General features: G+C 68.9%; 12 protein-coding genes. 1 reads left to right on the top strand and 11 read right to left on the bottom strand.

Annotated features, from left to right (window positions below; all coding sequences use genetic code 11):
* Nucleotides 1–51: 51 nt before the first annotated feature.
* The 3 genes from ACFY9S_RS17685 to ACFY9S_RS17675 form a co-directional block, all read right to left on the bottom strand.
* Nucleotides 52–1821 (bottom strand): glycosyltransferase, encoded by a 1770-nt coding sequence (locus ACFY9S_RS17685; protein WP_391129028.1) that lies wholly within the window; start codon nucleotides 1819–1821, stop codon nucleotides 52–54.
* Nucleotides 1818–3089 (bottom strand): nucleotide sugar dehydrogenase, encoded by a 1272-nt coding sequence (locus ACFY9S_RS17680; protein ID WP_391129025.1) that lies wholly within the window; start codon nucleotides 3087–3089, stop codon nucleotides 1818–1820. The genes ACFY9S_RS17685 and ACFY9S_RS17680 overlap by 4 nt, the downstream gene beginning before the upstream one ends.
* Before the next feature lie 228 nt (nucleotides 3090–3317).
* The gene (locus ACFY9S_RS17675) at nucleotides 3318–4337 is read right to left on the bottom strand and encodes a hypothetical protein (protein WP_391129023.1); all 1020 of its coding nucleotides are present in this window, start codon (nucleotides 4335–4337) and stop codon (nucleotides 3318–3320) included.
* A gap of 80 nt (nucleotides 4338–4417) precedes the next feature.
* Between ACFY9S_RS17675 and ACFY9S_RS17670 the strand changes: the two genes are divergently transcribed.
* On the top strand, nucleotides 4418–4789 hold the full coding sequence (locus tag ACFY9S_RS17670) for an NTP pyrophosphohydrolase (RefSeq protein ID WP_388248041.1): 372 nt from the start codon (nucleotides 4418–4420) through the stop codon (nucleotides 4787–4789).
* A gap of 243 nt (nucleotides 4790–5032) precedes the next feature.
* Here the strand turns inward: ACFY9S_RS17670 and ACFY9S_RS17665 are convergent, their stop codons facing one another.
* From ACFY9S_RS17665 to ACFY9S_RS17630, 8 genes are all read right to left on the bottom strand, one after another.
* Complete coding sequence (locus ACFY9S_RS17665; protein ID WP_391129019.1) at nucleotides 5033–6547, bottom strand: amino acid permease; 1515 nt, start codon at nucleotides 6545–6547, stop codon at nucleotides 5033–5035.
* Between the two features lie 147 nt (nucleotides 6548–6694).
* The gene (gene dxs, locus ACFY9S_RS17660; RefSeq protein WP_391129016.1) at nucleotides 6695–8617 is read right to left on the bottom strand and encodes a 1-deoxy-D-xylulose-5-phosphate synthase; all 1923 of its coding nucleotides are present in this window, start codon (nucleotides 8615–8617) and stop codon (nucleotides 6695–6697) included.
* A gap of 182 nt (nucleotides 8618–8799) precedes the next feature.
* Complete coding sequence (locus ACFY9S_RS17655) at nucleotides 8800–10092, bottom strand: sugar ABC transporter permease (protein ID WP_391129013.1); 1293 nt, start codon at nucleotides 10090–10092, stop codon at nucleotides 8800–8802.
* Nucleotides 10089–10880: an ATP-binding cassette domain-containing protein gene (locus ACFY9S_RS17650; RefSeq protein ID WP_031134513.1), complete on the bottom strand. Its 792-nt coding sequence runs from the start codon at nucleotides 10878–10880 to the stop codon at nucleotides 10089–10091. Before ACFY9S_RS17650 ends, ACFY9S_RS17655 begins: the two co-directional genes overlap by 4 nt.
* Before the next feature lie 187 nt (nucleotides 10881–11067).
* The gene (locus ACFY9S_RS17645; protein ID WP_391129574.1) at nucleotides 11068–12168 is read right to left on the bottom strand and encodes a substrate-binding domain-containing protein; all 1101 of its coding nucleotides are present in this window, start codon (nucleotides 12166–12168) and stop codon (nucleotides 11068–11070) included.
* 133 nt (nucleotides 12169–12301) lie between these two features.
* On the bottom strand, nucleotides 12302–13513 hold the full coding sequence (locus ACFY9S_RS17640) for an ROK family protein (protein ID WP_391129009.1): 1212 nt from the start codon (nucleotides 13511–13513) through the stop codon (nucleotides 12302–12304).
* A gap of 544 nt (nucleotides 13514–14057) precedes the next feature.
* Nucleotides 14058–14981, bottom strand: a complete 924-nt coding sequence (locus tag ACFY9S_RS17635) for an ABC transporter permease subunit (protein WP_391129006.1) — start codon at nucleotides 14979–14981, stop codon at nucleotides 14058–14060.
* 3 nt (nucleotides 14982–14984) lie between these two features.
* Nucleotides 14985–15911 carry an ABC transporter permease subunit gene (locus ACFY9S_RS17630; protein ID WP_391129003.1) on the bottom strand — a complete coding sequence of 309 codons (927 nt, stop codon included), beginning with the start codon at nucleotides 15909–15911 and terminating at the stop codon, nucleotides 14985–14987.
* Between the last annotated feature and the right edge of the window lie 33 nt (nucleotides 15912–15944).

The following is a 15944-nucleotide window of genomic DNA, read 5'->3' as shown; positions in this document are numbered from 1 at the left end:
AAAAGAGAGAGGCGGCCCCCCGGCCGCCTCTCTCTTCGTTCCTCTACGGCTCTACCAGCCGCCCTGCCCGTAGCCGCCCTGGCCCTGACCCTGGCCCTGTTGCCACGAGGGGTCCTGGGGCGGATAGCCGCCCTGCTGCGGGCCGTGGCCGCCCTGGCCCGGGTGGTACCGCTGCTGCGGGTCGTGGTGCCCGGGGTGACCGCCCTGCCAGTGCTGCTGCCCGGCCGGTTCCGGTGACCCCCAGCTCACGCGCTGCTGCGGAACGGCCGCGTGCTGCTCCTCGTCGTATCCGGGGATCGGCTGCGGCTGGGAGGGGATGCCGCCCGCGGGGCGCGGCCGGGTGCGCAGGGCCACGCCCTCCAGACGCATCAGCTGGAGCGTCTCGGTGACCTTCTTGTCGGAGTACGGGTCCTCTTCCTCGAAGATCTCCGTCACATCGCCCTCGTGGTCCCCGGCCACGGACACCTCGACACCGCCCTGGCGGGTGCCCCAGCTGCCCTTGTGCAGGGTGAACAGGGCGTAGAAGCGCAGCGGGGTCAGCAGCGTCAGCTGGATCACGCCGTAGATCGGCGCGAGCAGGAACATGCCGAAGCGCTTGACGAAGCCCATGCCGCGACGCGGGAAGTCGAGGTAGCGCACATTGCGCAGGTAGCCCATCAGCACCATGAAGACCAGGTAGTCGCCGATGTGGTTGACGAACTGCTGGGGCTTGATGATGGGCAGGATGACCATCGAGTAGAACATCGCCGAGCCGAAGACCAGCCACAGCGCGAGTTCCATGCAGGTCAGCCAGAAGGCCGGCCGGTACTTCTTCTGGTGCCGGAACGCCCACAGCGACTCGCGGAAGAAGGACTTGTTCCAGCGGACCTGCTGGCGCAGGAAGTGCGGCAGCTTCTCGGGGACGGCCGTGTAACCGACGGCGGTCTCCTGGAAGACGACCTGGCCCTCCATCAGGCAGTAGTTGGTCATGCGGCGGTCGTCGCCGAAGACGGCCGGCTTGCCCAGGAACTGCTGGTTGAGGAAGTCCGGCAGGTACTTGCGCACCAGCGTGCCGCGGTACGCGGAGAGCGCGCCGCAGCAGCACAGGACCGACTTCAGCCGGGAGTAGGCGGCCCGCTCGAAGAGGAACGAGTTGCCGTAGCGCAGGTCCTGGAGGCGGGTGAAGATGTTGCTGTCGTGGTTGAGCGCCAGCACCATGCCGGTGGAGGCCATGATCTTCTCGTCGGCGAGCGGCAGCAGCAGCTCGCGCACGGTGTCCCGGGACAGCACGGTGTCCGAGTCGACGCAGAGGAAGATGTCGGAGTACGGCGCGGCCTCGAAGCCCAGTGCCAGCGCCTCGCGCTTGCCCTTGTTCTCGGGCTGCACGCTGACGGTGTACTTGACGCCCTTCGCCTCAAACTCGCGGCGCATCTTCTTCGCCGCCCGGATGCCGGAGTCGTTGGCGCTGGCGTCGTCGATGATGTGGATCTCGTTCGGCAGGCGGCTCTGCGCGAGGAGGCTGCGCATGCCCTGCTCGAACATCACCGGGTCCTCGTTGTAGATCGGGATGACCGCGGTGACCCAGGCGTTCTCCAGGTACTCCAGCTCCTCCCGCCCGGCCTTGGCCGGACGGTAGAAGAGGGCGCCGAACATCTTCAGGGCCAGCAGGCCCATGGCGCCCATCGAGTACAGGTGCAGCGAACCGGCGTCGAGCCGGGTGGCGATGAGCGCGGCCAGGCCCAGGAAGACGAAGTACGAGACCTTCAGATGCCGCCGCTTCCGGTGCGCTCGACGCCCACCGGAGTCGACGGCACCGGGTATGAACGTATCTTCGGAAGTCACAGCTTGACCACCCGCGGGTGGTCGGCGGACTTGCCCCGGGTGTCGAAGAGCGCCCGGGCGCGGTCCGCGAGTTCGTCGAGGTCGATCTCGCGGTGCGGCTGGAGCAGGACGGTGAGGTCCGCGGTCTCGGCGGCGGCGAGGTAGTCCGCGGCCCGCTCGACGGGCTCACCGCCGACGCGCCAGTCCTCGACGCGCGGGTCGAAGTAGACGAGTTCGGCGCCGCGGGCGAGGAGGTTCTCCGCGACGGCCAGGGCCGGGCTCTCGCGCTGGTCGGAGATGTCCGGCTTGTAGGTCACGCCGAGCAGCAGGACCCGGGAGCCGCGCACGGCCTTGCCCTGGTCGTTGAGCAGATCGGCGGCCCGGTTCACCACGTGCACGGGCATCCGCTGGTTGATCTCCTGCGCCAGCTCCACGAACCGGAACGGAATGCCCAGCGAACGCACCTTGTACGACAGGTAGTTGGGGTCGATCGGAATGCAGTGCCCGCCGACGCCGGGGCCCGGGAAGAACGGGGCGAACCCGAACGGCTTGGTGGACGCGCACCGAATGGCATCCCACAGATCGACGCCGATCTCACGGCAGAACATCGACATCTCGTTGACGAGCGCGATGTTGACGTGCCGGTACGTGTTCTCCAGCAGCTTGGCCATCTCGGCCTCGCGGGTGCCCTTCGCCTCGACGACCCGGTTCACGAACCGCTCGTAGAGGGCACGGGCGGCCTTGGTGCAGTCGGCCGTGATGCCGCCGACGACCTTCGGCGTGTTCTCCAGGCCGAAGGAGGCGTTGCCCGGGTCGATGCGCTCCGGGGAGAAGGCGAGGTGGAAGTCGACGCCGACCCGCAGCCCCCCGGCCTCCAGGCGCGGCCGGACGACCTCGTCGGTCGTGCCCGGGTACGTCGTCGACTCCAGGACCACCAGCGTGCCGGCGGTGAGGTGGGCGGCGATGTCGTCGACGGCGGCGTGCACCGCGCCGAGGTCCGGGGCTCCGTGCTCGGTGAGCGGCGTGGGAACGCACACGACCACCGCGGCGGCCCCGGCGATGACCGTGGCCTCGTCGACGGCCTCGAAGCCCTGTTCGCGCATGGCGCGCACTTCGGAGTCGGTGATGTCGTCGATGTGTGAACGGCCGGCGTTCAGTCCGTCGACCACCCGTCGGCTGTGGTCGAGACCGACCACCTTCAGACCCGCGGCGGCGGCGGATCTGGCCAACGGCAGCCCCACGTAACCGAGTCCGACAACGACAAGATCCACCGTGGAGGATCTGCTCACGACATCATTCCCCAACCCCGTTGCAACGGCGTCGGCCAGACGCAGCAGCAACCGGCCCCCCGAGCAAATCGAACAAGTCCGAAGAGGCTAACAAGACCTTCACTTTTTGACCACGTTCACCCGAGGTGCGCCTTGTCACGCACACATCTGTACAACCCTCGACGCACCTTGTGTGTCTGCTGCGTCAAGAGCCTCAAGATGAAGAGGTCTGTTCCGTTTCTGACGGGGTCAGATCTCCCGCCAGGCCTCCAGCGCGAGCCCCGGTTCGTCCTTGCGCCGGGTGAGCAGCACGGTCCCCGTCGAGGGCGACACGGAGGCCGCGACGACCTCCCCGTGCTCGTCGAGCGCCACCGACACCACGGCGTCGGCGGGCAGCTGGGGCCCGGACCCGGTCCACCAGGCACCGGCCGACTCCTGCTCCGTCGGATACGCGGCGAAGGCGACCCTGCCGCTCGCCGACCGCTGCGCGAGCACGGTGCAGTCGTGCCCCTCGATCTCGCACCGTACGGCGGAAACCGGGCCGGGGCCCGCGGACGTCAGGAGGGTCGCCGGCTTCTCACCGGGGCGCCAGGCGCACAGGTCGCCCGAGCTGTCGGTGAAGAAGAGGGTGGTGTGCTCGGCGGACGTGGCGAGCGCGCGCAGGGTTCCCAGACGGACGGGCACGTCGACGCCTTCGGCCCGCACCGGCCTCTTCCCGTCCCCCTCCTGCCGCCAGTGCAGGATCCCGCCGGGGACGGAGGCGTACAGCTCCACCAGCCCCGACTCCCCCGTCACGGCGGCCAACTCGCCCTCGACGTCATGCCCTTCGAGGTTCTGCCAAGAGCTCCAGCCGCCCTTGACCTTCTGGTTGCGCAGGCTGACCCCGCCGTCGGTGTTCCGGACGAAGACGTAGCCGCGCCCCGCCCCGTCGACGGCGACGGCCGGCGGGCCCGTCCGGTCCCCCTTCTGGTCCGGGTGCCCGATCGGGACCCAGTCCAGGGGCGCGAGTCCGGGCCGGAAGTGCGTGGAGTGCACGAGCCCCGACTCCCCCGGCACGGTGGGCCGCCAGGCGGCCAGGTGGGCGTATCCGTCCCGGCCCTGGCCGACCGCCGCGCCCGGGTGCAGCTTCTGGCTGCCGCCGACGGTGCGGGGGACGTCCTCCCAGGGGCCGGCGGGACCGCGTTCCGCACGGCACAGGACGGCGTCGCCGGAGGGCAGGTAGACGGTGAGGCGGCCGTCGCGGCCGCGGATGAGCCAGTCGCCGTTCACCTGTTCACTTTATGCGCCCGGCGGGCCCGGCGTGCCGCCCGGCCCCGCCGGGCGGCCATCTGCCGTGCGAACCTGGCCACATGAACGCCAACACGCCTGTCCTGGTCGTCGTCGACGCGGCCAACGTCGTCGGGTCGGTGCCGGACGGCTGGTGGCGGGACCGCCGGGGTGCGGCGGAACGGCTGCGCGACCGGCTGGCGTCGGAGGGCGTCCCCGCCGTCTCGGGCCCGGTGGAGATCGTCCTGGTGGTGGAGGGGGCGGCACGGGGGGTGGAGTCCGTGCCCGGCGTGCGGGTGTCGTCGGCGCCGGGCAGTGGGGACGATCACATCGTCGAGGTCGTCGCGTCCGCCGGTGACCGTTCCGTCCTGGTGATCACGGCGGACCGGGAGCTACGGCGACGGGTCGGGGAGCTGGGAGCGGAGGTGGCGGGGCCACGGTCTGTTCGTCCGTAGGTGCGGGGCGGCGGGGTCGGGGCAGCCCGGGCGGCCCGCACCCGCGCACGGCGAGAAGGGACGTGCCGGGGTGTCCGCCCGCAGCGGTTGGCGCGTCAACGGACAGTCAGTCGGAACGCAACCCCATCGCGCCGTTCCGAGGAGGGACACCCCCGGCGCGGCCCCTACCCGCCCCCGACGAGAAGGCGCAGGCGCGCACCCCCACCGAAGCCGCACAGACCGCCGCCCCGCAGCCGCAGCCGCTTACGGCGTGCCACCACCCACGCTCGGCTGCTCCTCCCCCGACTCGCGGCGTGCGAGGCGGCTGTGGGAGCGGCCGTACAGGAAGTAGACGAGGAAGCCGGCGGCCATCCAGATGGCGAAGCGGACCCACGTCTCGGCGGGCAGGTTGATCATCAACCACAGGGACGCGCAGACCGACAGGATCGGGATGACCGGCACCCAGGGGGTGCGGAAGGCCCGGGGCAGGTCGGGGCGGGACTTGCGGAGGATGATCACGCCGATGGCGACGACCACGAAGGCGAACAGCGTGCCGATGTTCACCAGCGCGGCGAGCTCGGTCAGCGGGGTGAACCCGGCGAGGATCGCGATGATCACGCCGAGCAGGATCGTCGGCCGGTGCGGCGTCTTGAACCGCGGGTGGACGCGCGAGAAGAACCGCGGCAGCAGCCCGTCCCGGCTCATCGCGAAGAACACCCGGGTCTGGCCGAGCAGAAGGATCATGCAGACCGTCGTCAGGCCGACCGCGGCACCGAAGCTGATGAAGCCCGCGAACCACGGATGCCCGGTGGCCTTGAACGCGTCGGCGAGCGGCGCGTCGACGGACAGCTCGCTGTAGTGCTGCATGCCGGTGACGACGATCGAGACGAGGACGTACAGCGTCGTGCAGATCAGGAGGGAGCCGAGGATGCCGCGCGGCATGTCACGCTGCGGGTTCTTGGTCTCCTCGGCGGCCGTGGCCACGACGTCGAAGCCGATGAAGGCGAAGAACACGACCGAGGCGGCGGTGAAGATGCCCATCACGCCGAAGTTGGAGGGCGCCCAGCCGAACATGAGCTGGATCAGCGGGGAGTCGAGACTCGCCCCGGCCTCCACGGGCTGCTCCTTCGGGATGAAGGGGTCGTAGTTGGCACCCTTGATGAGGAACGCGCCCGCGATGATCACGACGAGGACGACCGTCACCTTGATGGCCACGACGATGGACGTGATCCGCGCGGACAGCTTCATGCCGAGCACGAGGATGCCGGTCAGGACGAGGACGAGCGCGGCGGCGAGGATGTCGAAGCCGAAAGCGTCGGCGCCCTCGCGGCTGCCCAGGCCCGCGGGCATCGCCCAGCCCGCGTTGTCCATGAGCGACTGGATGTAGCCGGACCAGCCGACGGCCACCACCGCCGTACCGAGTGCGAACTCCAGAACCAGGTCCCAGCCGATGGTCCAGGCGGGCAGTTCACCGAGGGAGGCGTACGAGAACGTGTAGGCGGACCCGGCGACCGGGACCGTGGACGCGAACTCGGCGTAACACAGGGCGGCCAGGGCGCACGCGACGCCGGCCGCCACGAACGCCAGAGCCGTCGCGGGCCCGGCGTTGTCCTTGGCGACGGTCCCGGTGAGGACGAAGATGCCGGTACCGATGATCACACCGACGCCGAAGACGGTCAGATCCAGCGCTGACAAGGACTTCTTGAGCGCGTGCTCTGGCTCCTCGGTGTCGAGGATGGACTGCTCGACCTTCTTCGTCCGGAAGAGGGTACTGCTCACGGGGTACCTCCCACGCTTGTCGTCCTCGACATGATCGAGAGGGGGCACCATCCGTATGCCCCGACGGGGGTGGATTCACGCCAATGGGCCGGTTTCACCACCCTTGACGGGGGTGAAACCGGCCCATTCAGCGGTACCGGGTGGGCGTCAGTCGCGCGCGGGCTCCACGGAGTCCACCGTGGACCGCTCGTAGCGTCCGTCGAGCTTGGCGACCAGCCCGGTCACCTGACGGGCGATGTCCGGTGCGGTCAGTCCGATCTCGGCGAGAACCTCGGCACGGGAGGCGTGGTCGAGGAAGCGCGGCGGGATGCCGAAGTCCCGCAGCGGCACATCGACGCCCGCGTCGCGCAGCGCCTGCGCGATCACCGAGCCGACGCCGCCGACGCGGCTGTTGTCCTCGACGGTGACGACCACGCGGTGCTGCTCGGCGAGCGGGGCCATGGCCTCGTCGACGGGCTTGACCCAGCGCGGGTCGACGACGGTCGTGGAGATGCCCTGCTTGTCGAGCAGGCCGGCGATCTCCAGGCACATCGGCGCGAGGGCGCCGACGGAGACCAGCAGCACGTCCGGCCGGTCGGTACCCGGCTCGCGCAGGACGTCCATGCCGCCGACGCGGCGCAGGGCCGGCACGGCGGGGCCCACGGCGCCCTTGGAGAAGCGGACCACGGTCGGCGCGTCGTCGACGGCGACGGCCTCGCGCAGTTGGGCGCGCACCTGGTCGGCGTCGCGCGGCGCGGCCAGCCGCAGCCCCGGCACGACCTGCAGGATCGACATGTCCCACATGCCGTTGTGGGAGGCCCCGTCGGTGCCGGTGACCCCTGCCCGGTCGAGGACGAAGGTGACCCCGCACTTGTGCAGGGCCACGTCCATCAGCACCTGGTCGAAGGCCCGGTTGAGGAACGTGGCGTACACGGCGAACACCGGGTGCACGCCGCCGGTGGCCAGGCCGGCCGCGGAGACGGCGCCGTGCTGCTCGGCGATTCCGACGTCGTAGACCCGCTTGGGGAAGCGTTTGGCGAACTTGTCCAGGCCCACCGGCTGGAGCATGGCGGCCGTGATGGCGACGATGTCCTCGCGCTCCTCGCCGAGCTTGACCATCTCCTCGCCGAAGACGGACGTCCAGTCGGCGCCGGAGCTGGCGATCGGCAGGCCCGTGTCGGGGTGGATCTTGCCGACGGCGTGGAAGCGGTCCGCCTCGTCCTGGAGGGCGGGCTGGTAGCCGCGGCCCTTCTCGGTGAGGCAGTGCACGATGACCGGCCCGCCGAACCGTTTGGCCTTGGCGAGCGCGGACTCCAGGGCCTCCAGGTCGTGTCCGTCGATCGGCCCGACGTACTTCAGGCCGAGGTCCTCGAACATGCCCTGCGGGGCGATGAAGTCCTTCAGCCCCTTCTTCGCGCCGTGCAGGGTGTCGTAAAGCGGCCGTCCGACGACGGGGGTGCGCTCCAGGACCTCCTTGGTGCGGGCGAGGAACCGCTCGTAGCCGTCGGTGGTGCGCAGCGTCGCCAGGTGGTTGGCGAGGCCGCCGATGGTCGGCGCGTAGGACCGCTCGTTGTCGTTGACGACGATGACGAGCGGACGGTCCTTGGCGTCGGCGATGTTGTTCAGAGCCTCCCAGGCCATACCGCCGGTCAGCGCGCCGTCACCGATCACGGCCACGACGTGGTCGTCGCGCTCCAGGATCTGGTTGGCCTTGGCGATGCCGTCGGCCCAGCCGAGGACGGTCGAGGCGTGCGAGTTCTCGATGACGTCGTGCTCGGACTCGGCCTGTGAGGGGTAGCCGGACAGGCCGCCCTTCATCTTCAGCTTCGAGAAGTCCTGACGGCCGGTGAGCAGCTTGTGGACATAGGACTGGTGGCCGGTGTCCCAGAGCACCTTGTCCCGGGGCGAGTCGAAGACCCGGTGCAGGGCGATGGTGAGCTCCACCACGCCGAGGTTGGGGCCGAGGTGACCGCCGGTCTTGGAGACCGCTTCGACAAGGAAGCTCCGGATCTCCTCCGCCAGCTGGTTCAGCTCCTCCAGGTTGAGCCGGTCCAGATCGCGCGGTCCCCTGATACGGGTCAGCAGCGGCACCCGTGCCTCCTTGCAGTAGAGCTGTTGCCGGGCTTGTCGAGTCTAATGTTCCGCCTTCGCGGGCGGCGCCGAGGCTCTGCGTCGTACGTCACGCGTTCGGCTGTACCCATGTTGTGCCACACCTACGACACACCTGTGCCCGGTACCTGGGAGGTACCGGGCACGGGAGGTGTTCCTCGGCGCTACGCGCGCCCTGCGGTCTTCTGCGTCTTGCGGGTGACGGCGTCGATGACGACCGTGGCCAACAGCACACCACCGGTGATCATGTACTGCACCGGGGAGGCGATGCCCTCCAGGGCGAGGCCGTACTGGATCGACACGATCACCAGGACGCCGAGCAGCGCGTTCCAGGTGCGTCCACGGCCGCCGAACAGCGACGTGCCGCCGATGACCGCCGCGGCGATCGCGTTCATCAGCAGGTCACCGCCGCCGGCGCCCTGGTTGGCCGCCGCGATCTTCGAGGCGATGAACAGGCCGCCCACCGCTGCGAAGGTGCCGGAGATCGCGAACACCGAGATCCGGACCATCTCCACGTTGATGCCGGCCCGGCGGGACGCCTCGACGCTGCCGCCGAGCGCGAACACCTTCCGGCCGTACGCCGTGCGGCGCAGCACGAAGTCCGTGACCAGCAGCACCGCGATGAAGATCACCACGGCGAGCGGCAGGCCCTTGTACTGGTTGAAGACGATGGCGACGGTGAACGCGAGCACCGCCAGCAGCACGGTCCGCACGATGGTCTCGCTCAGCGGCCGCGACGGCACGCCGGCGGCCTCGCGGCGCCGGTTGCCGAGGAAGGAGCTGATGAAGAATCCGGCGGTCACCACCGCGGCCAGAGCGTAGGCGGCGGCCACGTCGGAGAAGTAGTAGCTGGTCAGCTGGGCCACGACCCCGTCCGGGTCGAGGTTGATGGTGCCGTTGTCGCCGAGGATCTGGAGCATGAAGCCGTTCCAGAACAGCAGACCGGCCAGGGTGACGGCGAAGGCGGGTACGCCGATCTTCGCGAAGAAGAAGCCGTGCAGCGCGCCGGCGACTGTGCCGGTGAGGATGGCCAGCACGAAGGCGAGCCACTCGTTCATGCCGTTGGTGACGTTCAGCACCGCGAAACTCGCGCCCGCCACACCAGAGACCGAGCCGACCGACAGGTCGATCTCGCCGAGCAGCAGCACGAACACGATGCCGACGGCGATCATGCCGGTGCCGACCATGGCGACGGACATGTCGGACAGGTTGCCCGCGGTGAGGAAGTTGGAGTTCAGGCTCGTGAAGATGAGCCAGATGATCGCGAGGCCGATGACGACCGGGATGGAGCCCAGGTCGCCGGACTTCATCTTCCGCTTGAACTCGCTGACGTAGCCCTTGAGTCCCTGCTCACGCACCAGCAGCCGGGGGTCGACCACCGTGACGGCGGCCTTGGCCGCCTCGGGGTTCTCCACGACGTGGTCGTCCGGAGCCGCGGAGGTCTTGTCGATGCTCACTTGGAAACCTCCCCGTTCGTGCGCGCCGCACGGCGGGTCACGGCGTTGTCGGTGGCGCCGGTGATGGCGGAGATGATCTCTTCCTGCGAGGTCGACTTGACCTCGAAGACGCCGTTGTTGCGGCCGAGGCGCAGCACGGCGACCTTGTCCGCGACGGCCTTCACATCGGCCATGTTGTGGCTGATGAGGATCACGGCGTGGCCGCGCTCGCGCAGCCGCTCGACCAGGTCGAGGACCTGCGCGGTCTGCTCGACGCCGAGGGCGGCGGTGGGCTCGTCGAGGATGACCAGCTTGGGCTCGCCGAGCATGGAACGGGCGATGGCCACGGTCTGGCGCTGACCGCCGGAGAGCGAGGCGATCGGGATGCGCACGCTGGGAATGCGGATCGACAGCGTGTCGAGCAGCTCGCGGGAGCGCCGCTCCATCTCCACCTCGTCCAGGATGCCGCGCTTGCGGATCTCCCGGCCCAGGTAGAGGTTGCCGACGACGTCGATGTTGTCGCAGAGCGCGAGGTCCTGGTAGACGGTCGCGATGCCCAGGTTCTGGGCGTCGTGCGGCTTGTTGATCTGGACGGACCTGCCGTCCCATTCGATGACGCCCTCATCGATGGGGTGCACGCCGGCGATCGTCTTGACCAGCGTGGACTTTCCGGCTCCGTTGTCGCCGACCAGGGCGACCACCTCACCGGCGTGGACCTCAAGCTCTACGTCGGTGAGCGCCTGAACGGCACCGAACCGCTTGGAGACCCCGCGCAACGCCAGCACGGGCGTAGCGGACACGTGAACCATCTCCTTCGCCGCCTGACCCGGCGGGAGGTTGTGCAGAAGGGTGGGAGGGGTGATCCGTCCGGCGCCCCGCGTAGCTTGCGGGGCTGATGTGGCGGGGCGCCGGAGGAACTCGGGGCGACCTGTCCCCGCACGGAGTCACGGGAGTCCGGCTCGGACTCCCGTGCCCCGCGGGGGACCCGGCGGCTTCTTAGTTGAGGCCGATCTTGTCGCAGGCGGCCTTGTACTTGCCCGTGCAGATCTCGTTGACGGTGTAGATGCCGTCCTTGATGACGGTGTCCTTGATGTTGTCCTTGGTCAGCGAGACGACCGGGACGAGGACGGAGGGGATGGCCTTGGTGGTCGGGCTGTCGACCTTGTCCTTGGCGATCGAGTCGAGCGACTTGCCCTGGGCAAGGGCGACGGCCATCTCGGCCGCGACTTCCGCCTCCTGCGGGTAGGGCTTGTAGACGCTCATGTACTGCTCACCGGTGACGATGCGCTGCACACCCGCGAGCTCGGCGTCCTGGCCGGTGACCGGGATGTCGGCGATGCCGGCGGCCTTCAGGGCGGTGATGATGCCGCCCGCCATGCCGTCGTTGGCGGAGTAGACGCCGACGATCTTGTCCTTGCCGAGGGCGGAGATGGCGCCCTCCATGTTGGAGTTGGCGTTCTCCGGCTTCCACTCCTTGGTGTCGTACTCGCGGCCGATCTTCACCTTGCCGTCGAGCACGGAGTGCGCGCCCTTCTTGAACTGGGCGGCGTTCGGGTCGGTGGAGGACCCGTTCATCATGACGATCTGGCCGTCCTTGGCCTTGTCGCCCAGGGCCTTCAGCAGGGCCTCACCCTGGGTCTTGCCGACGGTCTCGTTGTCGAACGAGGTGTAGGCGTCGATCGGGCCCTCGGCCAGGCGGTCGTAGGCGACGACGGGGATGTTTGCGTCCTTGGCCTTCTTCACCGAGCCGGCGATGGCCTTGGAGTCCACCGCGTCCACGATCAGCACGTCGACCTTGTTGGTCACCATCGTGTCGACCTGCTGGTTCTGCGTGCTGGCGTCCTGCTTGGCGTTGGCGTAGACGACCTCGCCCTTGCCGTTGGTGAGCTCCTTGACCTTCTCCTCGATGAGGGGGCGGTCGAACTTCTCGTAACGGGCGGTCGCGTTCTCGGGAAGGAGCAGGCCGACCTTGATGTCGTCGCCCTTCTTGGCGGACCCGGTGGAGTCGGCGTTGTCGCCCGACTCCTTGGCGCTGCCACAGGCAGCAAGCGAAACAGCCATCGCACCGGCGGCAATAGCGACAGCGGCGCGACGCATACGCGTGTTCACTTCAGAAACCTCCCTGACGAGGCCGCGACATTGCGGCCGAGGTGGCTGGAAGTCAACTCGGCCGCACGTGCGACGTCAAGAAGTAAATCCTTAACGAGATGGCAACGGTGCCATCCGTTCTCTAAGTGAAGGCAGGAGCCACCGCCTGCAGTGTGCCTGTAGCCGTCCCGTCCAAAAGGGTCGAATCGCCCATCTCGCTGAGGGCGAGGGCGAGCGCTCCGAGCACTTCAGCACGGCCGCCGAGGGCACCGGGGAGAACGGACAACTGGCGTGCCGCGCTGGGGATGGCGTAGCGGCCGACGGACTCCCGGATGGGCCCGAGCACCAGCTCACCGGCCTCGGCGAGATCACCGCCGAGGACCACGCGGCTCGGGTTCAGCAGGTTGCAGAGATTGGCCACTCCACTGCCGATGTGGCGGCCGACGTCGGCGATCACCCGACGGCAGCCCGGGTCTCCGTCCCGCGCGAGCCGCACGACGCCTTCCATGGTCAGGTCGGTGCCGTGACTGGACTGGAGGAGCGGGAGCACGTAGCGCGCGGCCGCGAAGGTCTCCAGGCAGCCGCGGTTTCCGCAACGGCAGACGGGGCCGGACTCGTCGAGTGTAATATGCCCGATTTCTCCTGCGGTGCCGCCGGGGCCGCGATAGATCTTGCCGTTGATCACCAGACCGGCGCCGACGCCGCTGGCAACCTTGATGTAGGCCAGGTCACGCACGCCCCGGCCGCTGCCCCAGACCATCTCGCCGAGGGCGCCGAGGTTGGCGTCGTTGTCCACGTGCACGGGGACGCCGAGGCGGCCGCGGAGCTCCTCGGCGGGCTTGGTGCCGGACCAGCCGGGGAGGATGGCCGTCGAGCCCAGAGTGCCGGATTCGACGTCGATGGGGCCCGGGACGCCGAGGCCGACGCCGGCGATCTTGGAACGGTCGACGCCGGTGGCTTCGATCAGGCGCGTGACCAGCTGTTCCGCGCGGTCGAAGCCCTGGGTGGACGAGGCGTCGACGTCGAGGGGCTCGGACTCCTCCGCCAGGACCTGGTGGGCGAGGTTGCCGACCGCGACGCGGAGGTGGGTGTGGCCGAAGTCGACGCCGATGACGATGCCGGCGTCGCCGCTCAGGGACACACTGCGGGCCCGGCGGCCGCCGGCGGAGGTCGGTGTGACCTCGACGGTGCCGCCCTCCTTCAACTCCCGGACGATGTTGGAGACCGTCGCCGCGGACAGGCCTGTCGTCCGCGCGATCTCGGCTTGGGTGAGGGAACCCGCCAGGCGCACGGCTCGTACGACCCGCTCCAGGTTGGCTCGGTGCAGCGATGACTGCGACCCCGGAGTCTCCACGACGACCTCCTGCGCACGGGGCCGCTTCGATGAGACCCCGTCTATGTCCAACTAGTGAACTCTAAGCTGAGCCGTTCGGGTTGCCTCCCGTCAAGAGGTTGAACTGATTCCGCGGTGTGTGCGGGTCGTCGCGGAGCGCTATGTGGGGGTACGCGCTTTCTGCCTGGAGGGCCTGCGGGGCCTGCGGCTGTTCGGGGGGTGCGCGCCTTCGCCTGACGCCGGGTGGTGGGTCGGGGTCGCGCCGGGGAGGTGTCCGTCCTCGGAACGGCGCGATGGGGTCGCGTACCGACTGACTGTCCGTTGACGCGCCAACCGCTGCGGGCGGACACCCCCGACACGTCCCCTTCTCGCCGTGCGCGGGTGCGGGCCGCCCCCGCTGCGGGCATGCGTGCCGCTGGAGGCGATGGGGGTTCCCCTGCTCGAGCGAAGCCGAGAGCTTGGGGGAGGATGGGCGCTGGGGGTCCCCCCTGCTCGGAGAGCTTGGGGGAGGCACCCCGCTGCGCCGGGCTGCGGACCCACCCGGCGGTTGTGGTACCGGCCCTGGCTACTTCAGCGCCCCCGCGGTAAGCCCCTGCACCACCTGCCGCTGGAAGACGATGTACGCCGCAAGCACCGGCAGCATCGCCATGACGAGCCCCGCGAACAGGCCCGACCAGTCGCCCTTGTACCCCTGGCTGACCGCCAGCTGCACCAGGCCCTGCGTGAGGACCCGCTTGTCCGGGTCGGTGTTGAGGACCGTCGGCAGCATGTACTGGTTCCACTGGCCCAGGAAGTTGAAGATGCCGACGCTGATCAGGCCCGGCTTGGCCATGGGGAGCATGATCTGGAAGAACGTGCGGCTGTGTGAGGCCCCGTCCACGAACGCCGCCTCGGCGATCGACGTCGGCAGCGTGCGGAAGAACGCCGTCAGGAAGAACACCGTGAACGGCAGCGAGTAGGCGATGTAGACCAGGATCAGGCCGTGGATGGTGTTCAGCAGGCCCATGTTGTTCACGACGTAGAACAGCGGGACCAGCGCGAGCATGATCGGGAAGCTCATGCCGCCGATGAACAGGTAGTAGATGAAACGGTTGCCCGGGAAGTCGAAGCGGGCCAGGACGTAGGCCGCCATCGAGCCGAGGACCAGGGTGCCGACGAGTGAGCCGCCCACCACGAGGACCGTGTTGAGGAAGTAGTCGCTCATGTTGGCCTGGGTCCATGCCCGCGACCAGTTGTCGAAGTGCAGGGAGTCCGGCAGCGACCAGGGGGAGCTGAAGATCGAGCGGTCGTCCTTGAAGGACGTCATGACCGCCCACAGCAGCGGCATGACCACCATGAACGCCCAGATGACCAGGACACCGTGGGAGAAGACGTTGAGGACCGTGCCCTCTTTCTTCTCCTTCACGGGCGGCGGCGGCTCGATGTCCGTCTTGGTGATCGGGGCCCCGGACTCGGCCGGGAGCGGCGCGGGGGTTTCGGTCGTCTTCATCGGTCAGTACTCCAGCCGCTCGCGACGGCCCAGCCGCATCACCACGGCGGCGAAGGCCAGCGTGACGACGAGCAGGGCGACACCGATGGTGGTGGCGTAGGCGGCCTGCCCGTCACGGAACGCCTTCTGGTACACGTACAGGACCATGACGGTGGTCGAGTAGTCGGGACCGCCCGGCCCGGTCGTCATGATCTGCACGACCGCGAACGACTCGGCGCCCAGGGCGAGGATGCCCATGTAGACCCAGCCGGACTGCACCGTGTCCCACAGGAGGGGCAGGGTGATCCGGAAGAACGTGGTGAAGCGGTTGGCACCGTCCAGCAGGGCCGCCTCGTACATGTCCGCGGGGATGGAGGCCATGCCCGCGGAGAACAGGACCACGAAGAAGCCCACCGTGGACCAGACGAGGACCGCCATCACCGCCCAGAGGGCCAGGTCGGGATCGCCGAGCCACAGGGGCTGGACGCCGTCCAGGCCGATGCCGCGCAGCAGCGAGTTGATCGCGCCGCTGTCCGGGTTGTACGCGAACGCGAACAGCAGTGCGACGATGGCGATCGAGAGGACCTGCGGGAAGAAGTAGACGATCTTGTAGAAGGAGGAGCCGCGGACGCCGGTGATGACCGGGCCGTTCTTTCTCTTTCTGCCGCCCACATTGATCATGAAGGCGAAGAACAGCGCGAGGCCGATCGTCACCACCGGCAGCAGGAGGGCGAACAGCAGGCTGTGCTGCAACGACTTCCAGAAGATGTCGTCGTCGAGCATCCGGTCGTAGTTGTCGAATCCGACCATCTTGAATTCGGGGCTCAGGCCGGTCCAGTCCGTGAACGAGTAATAGATGGACTGGATGAACGGCCAGACCACGAAAAGCGCGTACAGGCCGAGGGGCAACGCCAGGAAGCCCACGATGAACCGGTACTTGCCGTGCTGCATCGCCACTCCGGTGCCGTGTGCGGAATTTGGGTT

Source organism: Streptomyces sp. NPDC012474 (assembly GCF_042955185.1).
GTDB lineage: Bacteria > Actinomycetota > Actinomycetes > Streptomycetales > Streptomycetaceae > Streptomyces > Streptomyces cahuitamycinicus.
Note: the sequence above shows the minus strand (reverse complement) of the source record. Positions and strands in the feature narration are given on the sequence as shown.